The sequence below is a fragment of the Paenibacillus sp. Soil787 genome (genome assembly GCF_001429545.1).
Classification (GTDB): domain Bacteria; phylum Bacillota; class Bacilli; order Paenibacillales; family NBRC-103111; genus Paenibacillus_E.
This window is the reverse complement of sequence record NZ_LMSP01000012.1, coordinates 359,718-375,338: the sequence shown is the minus strand read 5'-3', so window position 1 is coordinate 375,338 and position 15,621 is coordinate 359,718. Positions and strand designations below refer to the sequence as shown.

General features: G+C 44.2%; 15 protein-coding genes. 10 read left to right on the top strand and 5 right to left on the bottom strand.

Features of this window, described 5'->3' with window-relative positions:
• Positions 1 to 6: 6 nt before the first annotated feature.
• The 5 genes from ylqF (at position 7) to ASG93_RS14255 (ending at position 4,248) form a co-directional block, all read left to right on the top strand.
• Positions 7 to 879: a ribosome biogenesis GTPase YlqF gene (ylqF, locus tag ASG93_RS14275; RefSeq protein ID WP_056832969.1), complete on the top strand. Its 873-nt coding sequence runs from the start codon at positions 7 to 9 to the stop codon at positions 877 to 879.
• A 152-nt stretch (positions 880 to 1,031) separates the two neighbouring features.
• Positions 1,032 to 1,679, top strand: a complete 648-nt coding sequence (locus tag ASG93_RS14270) for a ribonuclease HII (protein WP_063891870.1) — start codon at positions 1,032 to 1,034, stop codon at positions 1,677 to 1,679.
• A 135-nt stretch (positions 1,680 to 1,814) separates the two neighbouring features.
• On the top strand, positions 1,815 to 3,560 hold the full coding sequence (locus tag ASG93_RS14265) for a hypothetical protein (RefSeq protein WP_056832967.1): 1,746 nt from the start codon (positions 1,815 to 1,817) through the stop codon (positions 3,558 to 3,560).
• Positions 3,557 to 3,874 (top strand): EscU/YscU/HrcU family type III secretion system export apparatus switch protein, encoded by a 318-nt coding sequence (locus tag ASG93_RS14260; protein WP_056832965.1) that lies wholly within the window; start codon positions 3,557 to 3,559, stop codon positions 3,872 to 3,874. The genes ASG93_RS14265 and ASG93_RS14260 overlap by 4 nt, the downstream gene beginning before the upstream one ends.
• Complete coding sequence (locus tag ASG93_RS14255; protein WP_056832963.1) at positions 3,871 to 4,248, top strand: YraN family protein; 378 nt, start codon at positions 3,871 to 3,873, stop codon at positions 4,246 to 4,248. Before ASG93_RS14260 ends, ASG93_RS14255 begins: the two co-directional genes overlap by 4 nt.
• Positions 4,249 to 4,298: 50 nt before the next feature.
• On the opposite strand, the gene ASG93_RS14250 is transcribed toward ASG93_RS14255, so the two are convergent.
• Positions 4,299 to 5,318, bottom strand: a complete 1,020-nt coding sequence (locus ASG93_RS14250) for a YifB family Mg chelatase-like AAA ATPase (RefSeq protein WP_056832961.1) — start codon at positions 5,316 to 5,318, stop codon at positions 4,299 to 4,301.
• Positions 5,319 to 5,693: 375 nt separating this feature from the next.
• Between ASG93_RS14250 and ASG93_RS14245 the strand changes: the two genes are divergently transcribed.
• From ASG93_RS14245 to ASG93_RS14235, 3 genes are read left to right on the top strand one after another with little or no spacing between them, the layout of a single operon-like run.
• Entirely contained in the window at positions 5,694 to 7,175 is a 1,482-nt protein-coding gene (locus ASG93_RS14245) for a type I restriction-modification system subunit M (RefSeq protein ID WP_056832958.1), read from the top strand.
• A complete protein-coding gene (locus ASG93_RS14240) occupies positions 7,165 to 8,442 on the top strand; it encodes a restriction endonuclease subunit S (RefSeq protein WP_056832956.1) in 1,278 nt (425 codons plus the stop codon). The genes ASG93_RS14245 and ASG93_RS14240 overlap by 11 nt, the downstream gene beginning before the upstream one ends.
• On the top strand, positions 8,439 to 11,372 hold the full coding sequence (locus ASG93_RS14235) for a type I restriction endonuclease subunit R (protein WP_056832954.1): 2,934 nt from the start codon (positions 8,439 to 8,441) through the stop codon (positions 11,370 to 11,372). The genes ASG93_RS14240 and ASG93_RS14235 overlap by 4 nt, the downstream gene beginning before the upstream one ends.
• Here the strand turns inward: ASG93_RS14235 and ASG93_RS14230 are convergent.
• The 4 genes from ASG93_RS14230 to ASG93_RS35095 all read right to left on the bottom strand — a co-directional run bounded on the left by ASG93_RS14230 (position 11,362) and on the right by ASG93_RS35095 (position 13,373).
• The gene (locus tag ASG93_RS14230) at positions 11,362 to 12,096 is read right to left on the bottom strand and encodes a M48 family metallopeptidase (RefSeq protein WP_056832952.1); all 735 of its coding nucleotides are present in this window, start codon (positions 12,094 to 12,096) and stop codon (positions 11,362 to 11,364) included. The two genes, ASG93_RS14235 and ASG93_RS14230, sit on opposite strands and share 11 nt — an antisense overlap.
• 169 nt (positions 12,097 to 12,265) lie before the next feature.
• The gene (locus ASG93_RS14225; protein ID WP_056832950.1) at positions 12,266 to 12,862 is read right to left on the bottom strand and encodes a hypothetical protein; all 597 of its coding nucleotides are present in this window, start codon (positions 12,860 to 12,862) and stop codon (positions 12,266 to 12,268) included.
• Positions 12,863 to 12,946: 84 nt separating this feature from the next.
• Positions 12,947 to 13,219, bottom strand: coding sequence for a hypothetical protein (locus tag ASG93_RS14220; RefSeq protein WP_056832948.1), 273 nt, complete (start codon positions 13,217 to 13,219; stop codon positions 12,947 to 12,949).
• Complete coding sequence (locus tag ASG93_RS35095; RefSeq protein ID WP_156410893.1) at positions 13,203 to 13,373, bottom strand: hypothetical protein; 171 nt, start codon at positions 13,371 to 13,373, stop codon at positions 13,203 to 13,205. Before ASG93_RS35095 ends, ASG93_RS14220 begins: the two co-directional genes overlap by 17 nt.
• A 1,051-nt stretch (positions 13,374 to 14,424) precedes the next feature.
• Between ASG93_RS35095 and ASG93_RS14215 the strand changes: the two genes are divergently transcribed.
• Together ASG93_RS14215 and ASG93_RS35090 are read left to right on the top strand one after the other, a co-directional pair.
• Complete coding sequence (locus ASG93_RS14215) at positions 14,425 to 15,198, top strand: hypothetical protein (RefSeq protein WP_056832947.1); 774 nt, start codon at positions 14,425 to 14,427, stop codon at positions 15,196 to 15,198.
• Between the two features lie 131 nt (positions 15,199 to 15,329).
• Complete coding sequence (locus ASG93_RS35090) at positions 15,330 to 15,491, top strand: hypothetical protein (RefSeq protein ID WP_156410892.1); 162 nt, start codon at positions 15,330 to 15,332, stop codon at positions 15,489 to 15,491.
• Positions 15,492 to 15,621 lie beyond the last annotated feature (130 nt).

The following is a 15,621-nucleotide window of genomic DNA, read 5'->3' as shown; positions in this document are numbered from 1 at the left end:
AGAAGAATGACCATTCAATGGTTTCCCGGTCACATGACCAAGGCTCGAAGACAGATTGAAGAAAAGCTTAAGCTGATTGATGTTGTGATCGAGCTCTTGGATGCCCGCATACCGCTCTCCAGTCGGAACCCGATGGTTGATAAGATTTTGAAAGATAAACCGCGATTGGTACTGCTGAATAAGAATGACTTGGCAGATCCGCAAGTGACTGCAGAATGGGTTAAATATTTTGCTGACCAAGGACTGCCAGCCTTGCCGATTGATGCAGCGACCGGAACGCACGTCAAAGAAATTTTGCCGCGAGTTAAGCAGCTTTGGGCCCATAAAATTGAACGGCAGCTTAGCAAAGGGATTAATCCCCGTGCCGTAAGAGCGCTCATCGTAGGTATCCCTAACGTTGGGAAATCGACGTTGATTAACCAATTAGCAGGTAAGAAGATTGCAGCAACCGGAGATAAGCCTGGTGTTACGAAGGGGCAGCAATGGATTAAAGTTGGAACCGAAATGGACTTGCTCGATACGCCAGGTATTTTGTGGCCAAAATTCGAAGACCAAATGGTTGGAATGAGATTGGCAGCAACGGGAGCCATTAAGGAAGAACTGCTTCATTTAGACGAGATTGCACTCTTTGTCGTTAAATATATGGTTCAGAATTATGGGGCCGGTATTCAAGAACGATTTGGGGTTCAAGACCTTCCTGAGGATTTGGACGATATTCAGGAAATGGTCAAAGTCATGGAGGCTATCGGTCGTAAGCGCGGAGCGATTGTGAGCGGGGGCAAAGTGGATTTGGACAAAGCCTCATTAATCATTATTCGTGAGCTTAGAGCGGGCAAGATGGGGCGTATTTCTTTGGAGAAGCCTTTAGATAAAAGATAAGAAGAGATAAAGGTACAGTCACTTTTGGACTTAGCTAATCAAGCGGGTCTGGGGGTGACTTTTCTTTTTTATACTGAGAATGTGAAAAAATGGGTATGGCTTGTCTAAACGCCAATCCTTTATAATGAGGAGATGGAAAGGGGCGAAAGCCATTGCTAGAGCATGAAAAACTACTGTGGGAGCAAGGTTTTACTCTTATTGCGGGTATCGATGAGGTAGGAAGAGGCTGTTTATTTGGGGATGTCGTAGCAGCTGCGGTTATACTTCCGATGGGATATGTGCTGGAAGGTGTGGACGATTCCAAAAAGCTTTCTGAAAAGAAGCGAGATGTCTTTTATGATCAGATCATGAATGAGGCATTAGCTGTTGGTATAGGTATTGTGGATGTGGATAGGATTGATGCGATTAATATAAAACAAGCAGCGAGACTTGCTATGAAGCAGGCCGTGCAGCGGTTAGCTATAGCACCTGATTATCTGCTTGTTGATGCGGAGAATGTTGAGTTGGACATAGAGCAATCCGCGATCATTCATGGAGATACACTTAGTCAATCTATTGCAGCTGCTTCGATAATCGCTAAGGTTACCAGAGATCGCATGTGTGTGGAATGGGATGAACAATATCCCGAGTACGGAATTGCTATACATAAAGGATATGCAACAAAGCACCATAGAGAAATGCTTTTGCGTTATGGACCTACACCGCTGCATCGGAAATTATTTATACGTAATGTGATGGCGCAATTAGAAGAGAAAGAGAATGTTGTGGAGTCTGAACAGCTGGAATTGGATCTCATATAACTTATTATTGTAACGAAAAGGCAATCAGCCGCCGATAATATACATAAGCGTTAGGAAGATTTGAGGTGAGATGCCATAAATATTAGTGGTTTAATTCGCAGTTTAGTCGGTGATTTAACAGCATCTGAAAGTAAGGTGCTTGAACTAAAAGTAGGACAAATTGTTAAAGGTGTTGTGCTTCAGTTGCTGAGTGACCAAGAAGCGTTGATTAATATTGGCGGTGTGCAAGTTCGGGCTAAGTTGGAAACACCCCTTAAGCAAGGGGATGTTACGATGCTGCAAGTGCAGCCGGAGTCTAGTGGCGGTCAAATCCTGCTCAAGCCACTAACGGCGTCAGATTTGCAAATAGCTGATGATTCGCTTAGCGAGCTGTTAAAGGCATTCACGATTAAAGATACGGCTGGGAATCGTCAAATGGTGCAGCAGATGCAGCAGGAAGGCGTTCCGCTATCCAAGGACAACGTGAAGGCTTTTGAGGCTGTCATGCGCAGCATGCCTGAGGGTGTCAATAAGGAAGAATGGGCACAGGCTGCAATCCTTGCCTACAAAAAGGGATTGCCGCTCACAGAGGCGACTGTGGGGGCTTTGAGACAGGTTACCACGGGGCCGCCTGTCGGTAAGGTGCTGGAGCAGCTAGAGCAGCAGGCGACAGCCCTGCTTGAGCAAGATACAGCACATCCAGCAGCTGATACCGCGAAGCAGGTGCTATCGCTGCTCAAGGAGCTGCGGGCTTCCGCCGCAGCTGCGGTTTCGCCAGCTGCTTCGCAGGCTGGCGGTGAAGCTAAGGCGGCTCCCGCAGGGTCGCCGCCTGTGGTGCCCGGCAGCGCGCCTGCGGCTGCTGCCGTTAAGGCTCCGCCCGCTGCAGCGGTTGCAGCGGGCGCGGAGCTTCCCGCGGCGGCTGCGCCACGCGCGGAGACCGCTGCCGCCGCCTCGGCGCAGCCGGCGGCGGGGCCCAAGGCCGCCCGCGCAGCGGAGGCGGCCTCGCCAGAGGCTCAGGCGCGCAGCGCTGAGCCTGCACAAGGCGAACCGCCCGCGGCGGGTTCGCAGGTACAACCAGAGCCGCCTGCGAAGCAGAAGGCGGCTCCACCAGAGGCGCAGCAACGCAGCGCTGCGCCAAGCGTGCCCGAGGCTGATCCAGAGTCAAACTGGATCAGCCGCATGCTCAAAGCCGTAGGCGTGGAGCACGAGTCTCATCTAGCGTTGAAGCTAGATGAGCGCGCAGACGCAATCCTACGGGGTCGCAACAACACAGACGATCAGCTGCCTAATCTGATCGCCACAGCATCCCAGCAGGACGACACTGTCAAGCCTGCTGCTGACACACTAAAGAGTCTGCTGCTGCAGCTCACAGCCTCAGATGACACGCCAGCGCCGCTCAAAGGAGCGGCGCAGCAAGCTCTTGGGCAAATTACAGGACAACAGCTCATGTTGACTGGTGACAAGAGCTCTATGTTTGCCCATATGACATTGTTTGTCCCCTTCATGGATGGTACTGGCCAGCAATCTGCCGCCATTCACATTCAATCCCGCAAAGGAAAGCGCGGGGAAGTAGACGCGAGCAATTGTCGTTTGCTGTTTGACCTGCAAATGAAAGTAATGGGCAATACTTTGCTTGATGTGCATGTCGTCAACAAAATCGTATCCTTGAACATCCACAATGATCATCCTGCGTTAGCTCCCTTAATGGAGGAGTCCAAAGAAGAAATAACAGCAGCTATGAATAAAGCGGGTTACCAATTTATCTCATTAAAATGCTCGCCATATCCACAGCCGCCTGTTGTAGAGAATGAAGCTTCCAAGCAAGGGGCATCTGACGGAAGAGTAGACCTTCGAGCGCTATATCAGCCAAAAGCCTACAAAGGGGTGGATTTCCGAGCATGACCAAGCAAAAGAATGCATCTGAGGAGTCTGGGCCGACTCCTCTTAAGAAGGCTGTAGCGCTTCGCTACTCACCTGAAGCACAAAAAGCCCCAACCCTCATTGCAAAAGGGAAAGGACACATGGCAGAAGCCATTCTGCAGAAAGCCAAGGAGAATGGGATCCCCATTCAGGAGGATTCCTCATTGGTTGAAGTGTTGTCGAAGTTGGATTTAGATCAAGAAATTCCCCCAGAACTGTATCAATTGGTCGCAGAGGTGTTAAGTTTTATCTATCGTTCAGATAACCGAATGAGATCGTCGAGGAATGAAAGATGACAGAGCTTCGTAAAGATGATCGGAAGCAGTTGGGGAAGCTTGGCGAAGAGTTGGCTGAAGCATTTCTTAGTGAGCATGATTACCGAATTGTGGAGCGTAATTGGCGCTGCCGCACTGGCGAGCTTGATATTATTGCTGAGAAAGCCAATAAGTTAATCTTTGTTGAGGTCAGAACAAGGCGTCCTTCAGGTCGTTTTGGCTCAGCCAAAGAATCCGTCGACTATCGCAAGCAATTGAAAGTCAAAGAGACGGCACAATTTTACTTACATCGTTTTCAAAAATACGAGCAGTCCATTCAATTTGATGTGATCACTGTAGAAGTATCCGTAGATGGAGACGCACCTCATATAGAACACATACAAGGAGCCTTTTGAGAACCGTCTGTCGATAAAGACAACGCGTCAAAAGGCTCTTTTTCACAACATCAAATCTCAATCTCCTCAATCCGCTGCTTTTTATCCAAATTACGGTATTGGATTGCCTCTGCCAGATGCTGTGGCTGGATACTGTCACTTTCCTCGAGATCAGCGATGGTAAGGGCTAGCCGCAGGATGCGATCATGGGCTCTTGCACTAAGTCCCAAAGCTTCAAAAGAAGCACTAAGCAGTTGATCGCCTTCTGGTGTTAAATGGCAAATTTGTCTCATCCGCTTCCCGCTCAATTCATTATTATGCTGAATGCCTGTTCCAGCATAGCGTTGTTGTTGTCTTTGATGTGCGCGCATAACTTGGATTAACATTTCTTTGGAAGACAAGTGATTGGTTCGTTCCTTTAGTTGTGAATAACTTGGTTTAGGCACTTCGACATGCAGATCGATACGATCAAGCAGAGGACCTGATATCTTAGAACGATAATGAACAATTTTAGCTGGACTGCAGGTGCATGCATTACCTTCTGTTTGGGTTCCATAATACCCGCAAGGACATGGATTCATGGCGGCAGCCAGAATAAAGTGGGAGGGGAATGTGTAAACCGCTCTTGCTCTTGCAATTGTAACATGACGATCCTCAAGCGGCTGTCTAAGTACTTCGAGGGCCATTCTCGTGAATTCCGGAAGTTCATCCAGAAAAAGAATGCCGCGATGAGATAAGCTAACTTCTCCGGGTTTGGGTATTGTTCCGCCTCCGACAAGTCCGGCTGGCGAAATCGTATGGTGCGGAGCTCTAAACGATCTTGTACGCATGAGAGAGGAGCGATCAATAAGCTTTCCTGAGGCGCTGTAAATTTTCGTGACTTCTAAGGCTTCTTTGTCAGTCATAGGCGGCAGAATCGAGGGCATGCGCTTTACGAGCATCGTTTTCCCTGTACCGGGAGGACCAATTAAAAGCCAGTTATGATACATTATCAAGGTACTGAAAAAGCTTGATAGATCAACGTTTTCTGCTTTTTTTGATGGTAGAATTACAACGTAAATAGTGCCATCCGTTGATTTTAACTGATTCATCTGTATAGTCCTGCACTAGTCCCTCATCAGCTAATTCCCCTCCAAAACTAACCTCTACAACGGTCTGAAAGAAGATGCAGTTGTCTAAATCCGCGTCAGTCATTACATGTTTCGCCATTATTTTTTCCCCCGATAATCTGATAGTAAAAATAAAAAAGCACCAAACCAAACGTGAATTAACACGATATGGCGGTGCTTCCGCTATTTCCATAATAACTCAACTGTATTTATTTGTAAATATCCTTGGGGTTAAATGTTTCCTCCGTTCACAATTTACTATATATTAGACACGATCTTTTCGATTCAGAAGGAATTACACTGAATGTCAGCGAAATAATACAGTCGATTACTAGATTACTGGAGGCAAAAATCATCATGTCAAAATTGACGTTACAGCAACTTGAATCACATTTATGGGAATCAGCTAACATTTTACGTGGGAGCATCGATTCCTCAGATTATAAAAACTACATATTCGGAATGTTGTTTTTGAAACGATTGAATGATGTATTTGTGGAAGTGGCAGAACGTATCCAACGTGAAGAAGGCGAAGACTACGGTTGGAACGATCATGATGAGCATCAGTTCTTCGTTCCAGAACGAGCAAGATGGTCACACTTGCGTACCGTAACCCAAGACGTTGGGGCGGCTATTAACATAGCATTTGAACTTCTTGAAGAAGATAATGCTACGCTGCAAGGCGTTCTGGCAACTATTGACTTCAACGATAAAGAGAAATTACCCGATAAAGTAATTCTGCAATTGATTCAGCATTTCTCGTCCATCGACTTATCGAACGCCAATTTATCAGAGCCAGATATGTTAGGTCGGGCTTATGAGTATTTGATTGGAAAGTTTGCCGACGATGCTGGGAAAAAGGGTGGCGAATTTTATACACCGACCAAAGTCGTTGAACTAATCGTTAAACTGATTAAGCCAGAGGAAGGAATGCGTATCTGTGACCCGACCGCAGGGTCAGGAGGTATGTTGATTCAATCTGTTGACTATATAAAGTCCAAGGGCGGCAATCCCCGTAACTTGACGCTTCATGGTCAGGAAAAGAATCTAAATACGTGGGCGATTTGTAAAATGAATATGTTATTGCACGGTCTAAGTGATCATCGTATCGAAAAAGGTGACTCAATCCGTGACCCCAAATTGGTTGAGGATGGCGAGTTAATGCTGTATGACCGTGTGATTGCAAATCCTCCGTTCAGTTTGAAAAATTGGGGGCGTGAAGACATTGAAGAAGATGGGTACGGACGCTTTCGTTTCGGTTTGCCACCAAAAGACAAAGGCGATTTGGGATTCGTACAGCATATGATTTCATCACTTAACCATACGGGAAAAGCGGGAGTTGTTATGCCGCATGGTGTTCTGTTTCGTGGCGGGGCGGAAGGTGCGATTCGTCAAGGTTTATCGGAAGAAGATTTACTTGAAGCAGTAATTGGACTGCCTTCTAATTTGTTCTACGGAACGAGCATACCAGCGTGTATTCTCGTGTTTAACCGAAAAAAGGACGCTGACAAGAAGGGCAAAGTATTCTTCCTAAATGGGGCAAACGATTACCAAGAAGGTAAGAACCAGAACTTCTTGCGTAACGAGGATATCGAAAAGATACTCAATGCCTATTGTAAATGGGAAGAAGTTGAAAAGTATTCTCGTGTTGTTGACATACAAGCGATTCGTCAGAACGATTTCAATCTAAATATTGCTCGTTATGTAGATACCACCGATGAAGTAGAAGAGATTGACGTGGAGGAAGCAATTGCAGATTTGAGGAAACTGGAAGAAGAACGGCAAGAAGTCGAATTGGTGATGAACGGGTATCTGAGGGAGTTGGGCTATGGTGAATGAAAAAATAAAAAAAACGAACTTCGGTCAGGTTCCGAGTGAATGGGAAGTCAATCTTTTTGATGAATTTTTAATGTTTATTGGGAGTGGTGCAACTCCTAAGGGCGGGAGTTCTGTCTATTTAAGTCAAGGTATTCCATTTATTAGAAGTCAGAACGTTTATCAAGATGGCTTAAGGATGGACGATATAGTTTTTATTGATAATGAGACACATAACAAAATGGCACGTTCAAAAGTAATGGAGCATGATGTCTTATTAAACATAACTGGTGCTTCAATAGGACGAAGTACATATGTTCCAACTGGATTTGGGGAAGCAAATGTTAATCAACACGTTTGTATTCTCAGACCAAATAGTAAGGTGGATTATCGTTTTTTATCACATTTTCTTAATTCTTTTTATGGTCAAAAGCAAATCCGTGAGGAACAAGCAGGTCAAACGAGAGAAGGACTAAATTATCAACAAATACGCCAGTTTAAGTTACCACTTCCGCCACTTCTGGAGCAAAGTAAAATCGCAGCCGTCCTGACGTCCGTTGACGACGCCATCGCCAAGACAGAAGCGATCATCAAGCAAACGGAAGTCGTCAAGCAGGGCTTGATGCAACAGTTGTTAACTAAAGGAATCGATCACACCGAGTTCAAGGGAACGGAGTTCGGCAAGATTCCTACGGAGTGGGAAATTAAGCAATTGGGTGAATATATTGAAGAATATAAAGAGAAAACCACAGTAAATAATCAATATCCGGTATTGACATCTTCACGTAAAGGGCTTGTATTTCAGACAGATTATTTTAATAATCGTCAAGTTACAACAAACGAAAACATAGGCTACCACGTTATACCACGAGGTTTCTTCACATATAGGTCAAGAAGTGATGACGGTGTTTTCATTTTTAACGTTAATAACATTATTGATAGAGGGATTATAAGTTACTTTTACCCTGTATTTAAGGTTGTTGGTGTAAATCCAGATTTTTTTGCGTCAGTTTTAAATAACTACTTGTCTAAACAAATTGCAAAAGTTGTAGTCGGGACGTCACAACTAGTTTTATCTTTTAATAAGCTGAAACAGCTTAAATTTGCGGTGCCGCCTTTGGAAGAACAACAGAAAATTGTGAGGATATTTGCATCTTTAGATGACCAAATCAGAGTCAATAAACTAGAAAGAGATAAGAAGATTGAATTAAAGAAAGCATTAATGCAATCCCTTCTTACAGGCAAAGTACGCGTCAACGTAGACGAAAACGCTGAGGTGGTCGTAGTATGACAACACCCACAAACGACTGGAACGAGAAGCAACTCGTTGAAAATCGCATCATCGACCAACTGAAACGACTGGGCTATGTATATATTCATGGCTCGGCTTTGGTTGCGGAGCGGGATACGCTACGTGAGATTGTATTAGAAGGTCGACTGGAAAATGCCATCAAACGGATCAATCCTTGGATCGATGCCAACAACTTACGCAAGGTCGTTCGATACGTGACCCACATCGAATCCTCCAGCTTGATGGAAGCTAATGAACGTCTGTACAACGACATCGTCAATTACATTTCCATCGAACAAGACTTAGGCAAGGGTAAAAAGAATCAGACGGTCAAATTGATCGACTTCGATAACATTGACAACAACGAGTTTCTGGTAGTTGACCAATTCAAGGTTGGCGGCGTAACTGATAATATCATTCCAGACGTTATTCTATTTGTTAACGGGATTCCGCTGGTCGTCATCGAGTGCAAAAGTGCTTTCATCACCAGTCCAATCGCCCAAGCCGTCAAACAGTTGGAACGTTATCAACGGGATTCGGAGCGACTGTTTTACTACAATCAAATGTTGATTACAACGTGTGGTCAACAAGCAAAATATGCTACAGTCGGTGCAAGACTGCGTCATTACGGTGAGTGGAAAGACCCGTACCCACTAACTTTGACTGATGTTGCAGATAGCCCAAACCCACAGGACATATTAGTCGCTGGGATGTTAACCAAACAGAATCTACTCGACTTGATTCAGAACTTTATAGTATACGAACCTGAAGGTGGCAAGACGATCAAGAAGTTAGCACGATACCAACAGTTCCGTGCCGTTAATAAAGCCATCGAACGCATCCAAACAGCGGCATCACCAGAGGATCGCGGCGGTGTCGTTTGGCATACGCAAGGTTCGGGTAAGTCACTGACGATGTTGTATCTATCGGTAAAACTTCGCCGCGTGAAACAACTGGAGAATCCGACGATCGTGATCGTCACCGACCGAAAAGATTTGGATACTCAGATTACAAATACGTTCAGACGTTGCGGATTTCCCAATCCTAGTCAGGCTACTAGTGTAGCAAAACTTCGCGATCTGCTGAAACTTGGATCAGGTACGACTATCATGACAACGGTTCAAAAGTTTCAAGACGACCAAGACGCAACTGCATTAAGTACGGCTCCAAATGTCTTTGTGCTTGTTGACGAAAGTCATCGTACGCAATACAAAGGGTTGGCGACGAACATGCGTACCGTGCTTCCTAACGCATGCTACTTAGGATTTACGGGAACACCGATCGACAAGCAGGACAAAAGCACGACAAAAACGTTCGGGTCGTACATAGATACATACACAATACAACAGGCGGTCGAAGACGGTGCGACGGTTCCGATTCTTTATGATGGCAGGATGCCCGAACTGAATATCGAAGGGAAAACGTTGGATGCGTTATTTGAACGTATGTTCCAGATGTATTCGGAAGAAGATCGGGAACGTATCAAACAGAAGTATGCTAACGAAGAAGCCATTACAGCATCCCCAAAACGGATTGAAGCCATATGCCTAGATATCCTCGAACATTATGAGACGCACATAAAACCAAATGGCTTCAAGGCTCATATCGTTGCAATTAATCGTGAGACGGCTGTTCTGTATAAAAATACGCTGGATAAGTTAAACGCTCCTGAGTCGGTTGTTATTATGTCGGGATCGCATAATGATTCTGACGAGTTGAAGCAATTTCATTTGACTAAAGACCAGCAGAAACAGTATATAGAACGTTTCAAAAAGCCGTTATCGGAAGATAAGCTAGCGTTCATTATCGTTTGTGATATGCTGTTGACGGGATTTGACGCCCCAATCGAACAAGTTATGTATCTCGATAAGCCACTAAAAGAGCATAATCTGTTACAGGCGATTGCTCGTGTTAATCGTACATACGACAAAAAGGATTACGGACTGATCGTTGATTACTACGGCGTCTCAGGCTTTCTAAAACAGGCTCTAGGCATCTTTAATGATAGGGATGTCCAAGGGGCTATGTTGCCTATCTCCAGCGAGCTGCCGCGTCTACAGACCCGTCATCGTTCTGCTATGAGATTATTTGATTCAATAAACAAGACCGACTTGGAAGCGTGCATCAAAGTCTTGGAACCAGAAGATGTTCGTACCGATTTCGATATTGCTTTTAAGAAGTTTTCCCAAAGTATGGACATGATCATGCCGAATCCTGCCGCGAATCCGTATCGTGAAGATTTGAAGTTTTTGGGGAAAGTCAGATTGGCGGCAAAGCAACGTTTTCGTGACGATGAATTGGACATTAGTGACTGTGGCGAAAAGGTAAAGAAGCTGATCGAGGACAATATCACAGCCAGTTCAATCGAAATTCTACATGACCCAATTGATATTCTGTCCAGCAAGTTTTCGCAAAAGATCGACGATATGAAATCGGACGAAGCGAAGGCTTCAGAAATGGAACATGCAATTCGTCATGAGATCAAAGTTAAGTTGGATGAAAACCCCGTTTACTACACATCGCTGCGTGAAAAGCTGGAGAAGCTGATCCTATCTAGGAAAGAAGATCGTATCGAAGCTGTGCAGCTTGTACTGGAATTGAAAGAATTGTTGAACGGAATGAAGGGCTACACCAGTGAAGCGGAGAAATTGGGATTATCGAAACAAGAGTATGCTTTTTATTTAATGTTTCAAAAGGAACTAGGAAAAACCGATGAAGATAACGAGGCTATGAAAGACTTAACGCAGATCATCGTTGAGGACGTTTCGGGGCTTGCTCAGGTCGTTGAATGGACGGAGAAGGAAGACGTACAAAGAGAGATGAGACAGAGAATCAAGCGTCAACTACGGGCAAGTAAATGTCCGAGTGATAAGCTAGAGTCCCTGCCTCAAAAGGTTCTGGACTTAGCGAAAGTCCACTTCAAAAGGTAAGAGTAGCACCATGAACCCTTAGCCATTCCTTGCGACTTTCGTAATCGGGCAACACAGATTGAACCGTTGCCCAAAATGCTGGTGAATGATCGGGCTGCTTCATATGTGCCAGTTCGTGAACAATTACATAATCAACAATCGCCATCGGAGCCATCAGTATCTTCCAGTTGATATTGATCGTTCCGTTTTTCGTACAGCTACCCCAACGCATTTGCTGATCTTTCACGATTAGCTTGGACGGACTACATTCCATTTTGGCAGAATAAAACCTTAGCCGTTCTTGTATCTTTATATATCCGTGAGTGATGTACCAGTGACGGAAAAGTTCGTATAATTGTTGCTGACGTTGTGATTCGTCCCAATTCATCGGAATTTCTGCAATAAACCGACCTTGATGGAACGATAAAGTTGCATGTCGGATATTACTGACATTTACTTTAAGACGGTATTGTCGTCCTAGATACGGAAACTTTTCGCCGCTTAGATACTCCTTAGGAATTGATAGCTGCTTGATTTCGTTAAACTCATAAAGTTTCTTTAGAATCCAGGGTGCTTTTTTGTGTAGAATACGATCGATAACGCCTTGCTCGATGTTGTCTGGAGCATTAACACCAACCCCGTTAACCCAATCGACCGAAACGGTAATGTCTTTCTTCTTTGTTCCATATGTAAGTGAATAATCAATGGTGGAATTTCCGTAATGGAACTTGTGGATCTCAGACATTAAGTAAACAATCCTTTCTAAAACCGACTGAATCCAATTGTAACAAGTCTGAGTAACGATGTGAACATATTTGAAATTATTTGTTCAGTTATTTTATAAAGTCTTTCAAATTGGCATAAAAAAGGGGCAATGGCGGGATAATATCCTACCAAAGCCCTTTTGCTTTTCATTAAATTAGTCCTTTTGGGAATGCATTATGATACGTGATCTGATACATCTTAACTTGCGATTCACGTAATGGCTGTTCGTGTTTCAGATGATTTAAAGGGTACCATTCACCAGTTGCCATGATTGCAAGACTGTTCATTGGAACCCAGTAGTCTGTTAGATACTCTTCACGAGCGTCTTCCAGTTCTTCCAAGGACTTCTCAAGTTCTGCGATCTGCTTATACACTTTTTCTCGTGCTTCCATTTCACGCTTTTGATATGGTGCAAGGGTCTTGGTCAGGTCGGCAATATCGGCATCAGTCAGAACCAATTTTGTATCACCTTTGCCAAAAGCTTCACGTTGAATTTGAGCTAGTTCTATTACATCAGCTTTCTTCTTTTTCAGTACTGAAATCTCGCGTAACAGATCGGAATTGTAAGTGTCTGCATACTCTTCGTTCTTTGCATGGATTTGATCGTTAAGTTCACGAAGTTCATAGGTGAATTCGGATACCGCAGCATTCGCGTCATTTCTCTTTGCAAGGAATGCATTGATCTTGGTGATAGTTTTTGATTCCAGTTCGTTGAAAGATACTTTCTTTTTTGATAATAGTGCCATGGTATGGTCACGCTCCTATAGGATTAGTTTTATTGTTGCCCGTCATCTCATAGGGCGTGAATCCATTTCTGTCCCCCAATTCAATTACTTCTTGCGTTTCATTTCTTTCAAATAAGCGTCCAGTTCTGCGATCTGTTTCTTGTCAGCTTCTGTCATGCTACGTTTTGTAGTAGCGGTAGCTGCCTTGCGTTTACCCAATGATGTCTCGTCACGGGTTGTGAAAATACGACCATCGCTCATGTGTTGCTGAGTAAGTGTCCCGATAACTTCTCTTGTTTCTGGATCAATAAGGGCGAACTGCTTCTCAGAGCGAACGCTAATTTTGTCAACAGCAGCGATCCTAGTCTCCTTCTCCATCTTGTATCACCTCCTCCTTGCTCAGTTCTCGTAATTCCTTCTCCAGTTTGTTCAGTTCGATCAAACCGTCTATGGCATTGTTGCGAACCTTTACAGCCCGTTGTCTCAGTGCTTCGATACGGGTCGTTTCTTCGGGGATAAATCGCTTCTCCATTCCACATCCTCCTTCTTGAATAAAGTTCTTTTGAAATCGTCCATGAATCGATCAAATGACGAGCGATAGATTCGTTTCCCACCGTGTGTTGTATAGTTCGCTTTTGGAAATCGCGACATATGCTCAACTCCTATATGTTTGATAGTTATTTTAAAAAGATTGTCCCACCGTCGTTTAAGAGATGGGACGAGTTGTGGATGACTCCACTCGAAAGGAAGGACTAGCAATGAAAAGCGGTATTACCCGCTCCAGTCAACACACAGACGATGCGTGTTCAATGCAAGGGATAATGGGAAATTGTTGTTTCATCTTGGTGGGTTCGTAAGAATGGTATCCGAAATCACCACAAAAACAGTACCTTTCTCCACCAGTTTGGTCTTCCAATTTCCCACGTAAGGGAGGAACGGTTATTTCGTCTTGGTGTTGCGTAACTTCCAAGTAAACCACAACAACCAGTTTGGCTTCCTGTTCTCCCTTACATATAGTTAAGCCTTTTGAGGGGTCGAGTTATGAGTGTGATTGGAAAACTTTTTTCACGTAACCTGTATTGATCAAAACTCGAATATAGCTTGTAACCAGTCCTTTGCCAATTACGGCAGAGGGCTTTTTTGAGTTGCGTTTGTGAATTTTGCAATCTCGCTACGATTATTTCAATGAGAGAAGATCACCTATTTTGAAAGTAGTTTTGTGAAAATTCAAGAAAACTCACGACATAGGGAATGTAGGCAATTGTGAAATTCGCTTCATTTTGATCCTTATAGGGATGTGAGCGAGTTGAATGGGAAGTCATTTGGAATCGCGTTGTGATATTCCTTGCCGATTTTCCTTTAAGTAGTGTAAGGCAAATGGGATTTTAGCTTCATTTCGTTCCTTATACGTGTGTAAGGATCGGGATCGATTGTGAATTATCCAGATTCACTGTGATTGTCCTAATGAGGAGGCAATTGTGAAAACAGGTCGGTATTGACCTTTAGTTAGCGTAAAGGATTTTACAGGCACTTGTGACTTTTGAACTTTGCTTACGGCAGATGGCACATGAGAAACAATTTACATGAGAGAGGGCGAACGAGAGATGGGAACAGAAGTTTTGAGAAGCATGTACGGTGTACTGATCGATGAACTCAACTTTGTCAGAAGGCAACACAGACCCAAGTCAATCAATGAGCGGATGGAAAATGTCATTCTCAGCTTGGCACACTTGGAGAATCAGTATCGTGACCGCTACGGGAACGACTCTGGGATATCATTTGAAACATGGTTGTCAGGAGGGCTAAAGGGGGTAACTACGAGGGACTTTCGAAGCAGATACGTTGAATCGGTATTGCGTCCTATAAACCAATACCACAGAGTCCACGAGTTCAACGAATGTAAGGATGCATACTACCAAGCTAAACTGGACGCGGGACTGATCGTGCCACTGACAGAAGAGGAAATGAAGAAGCGTAGTTACTCTCCAAAACCTGCAACAAAGAAGACTGACGAAGCAGGAACGGCAAGAGCGGTCATCCAAGGTAATGATCGGGAAATTACATTTACAGAGTGGTTTGATCATATCTCTGACGGATTCCTAGCGGACAACAATCCTGTGACACTTTATCTGGTATCTGAAGCCCAAGAAGAAAAACGAGGTCGCTTTATACGCTCAGGATTCACTCCTAAAGAAGCTGATGCCATCGTTGGCTACTACGAGATCAAGGGTGACCTAAAAGGCAAGCGAGGGGCGAAACAAGAGATATGTGACCATTTGGGCATTACTCGCGACAAATTGAACTGGCTGTTGAAGCGAGTAGACAAGCTAATCGCCAAAGTTGATCAATCTGCGTGAACCGATCGAATACGCTTATTGATTTGACACTCATAAGTTGGGGTCACAACACGCTTAACAGTATAGGAAGCAAAGCTTTTATTTTTGACCAAAATGGTCTACACAACAACTAACGAATGGAGCGATAAATAATGATTGGTAAAGGTAAAGGCGTACATTTCAAATGCAGCAAAGAGGATCACGAGACTATCTTGAAATTCTTCAGAAAGCGTCAGGCACTGAACATGAGTGGGGTACTTCGTGAACTGATCTTGGACTACATCAAGCAAGATACTTTGAAGGGCGGGAAATGACATGGATACACGAGTTGAAATTATCGTTCACAAGAATCACTGGCAAGGTCACGATCCCGTGAAAAAGGATTTCTGCGAACATTGCAATCAGTTGAAATGGTTGAGTAAGATGTGCAACATCAGTCAAGGT

Coding starts and splice junctions, on each gene's coding strand:
- ylqF (WP_056832969.1), top strand. CDS start 7: ATGACCATTCAATGGTTTCCCGGTCACATGACCAAGGCTCGAAGACAG.
- ASG93_RS14260 (WP_056832965.1), top strand. CDS start 3,557: ATGACCAAGCAAAAGAATGCATCTGAGGAGTCTGGGCCGACTCCTCTT.
- ASG93_RS14255 (WP_056832963.1), top strand. CDS start 3,871: ATGACAGAGCTTCGTAAAGATGATCGGAAGCAGTTGGGGAAGCTTGGC.
- ASG93_RS14250 (WP_056832961.1), bottom strand. CDS start 5,318: ATGAATCAGTTAAAATCAACGGATGGCACTATTTACGTTGTAATTCTA.
- ASG93_RS14245 (WP_056832958.1), top strand. CDS start 5,694: ATGTCAAAATTGACGTTACAGCAACTTGAATCACATTTATGGGAATCA.
- ASG93_RS14240 (WP_056832956.1), top strand. CDS start 7,165: ATGGTGAATGAAAAAATAAAAAAAACGAACTTCGGTCAGGTTCCGAGT.
- ASG93_RS14235 (WP_056832954.1), top strand. CDS start 8,439: ATGACAACACCCACAAACGACTGGAACGAGAAGCAACTCGTTGAAAAT.
- ASG93_RS14230 (WP_056832952.1), bottom strand. CDS start 12,096: ATGTCTGAGATCCACAAGTTCCATTACGGAAATTCCACCATTGATTAT.
- ASG93_RS14225 (WP_056832950.1), bottom strand. CDS start 12,862: ATGGCACTATTATCAAAAAAGAAAGTATCTTTCAACGAACTGGAATCA.
- ASG93_RS14220 (WP_056832948.1), bottom strand. CDS start 13,219: ATGGAGAAGGAGACTAGGATCGCTGCTGTTGACAAAATTAGCGTTCGC.
- ASG93_RS35095 (WP_156410893.1), bottom strand. CDS start 13,373: ATGGAGAAGCGATTTATCCCCGAAGAAACGACCCGTATCGAAGCACTG.
- ASG93_RS14215 (WP_056832947.1), top strand. CDS start 14,425: ATGAGAGAGGGCGAACGAGAGATGGGAACAGAAGTTTTGAGAAGCATG.
- ASG93_RS35090 (WP_156410892.1), top strand. CDS start 15,330: ATGATTGGTAAAGGTAAAGGCGTACATTTCAAATGCAGCAAAGAGGAT.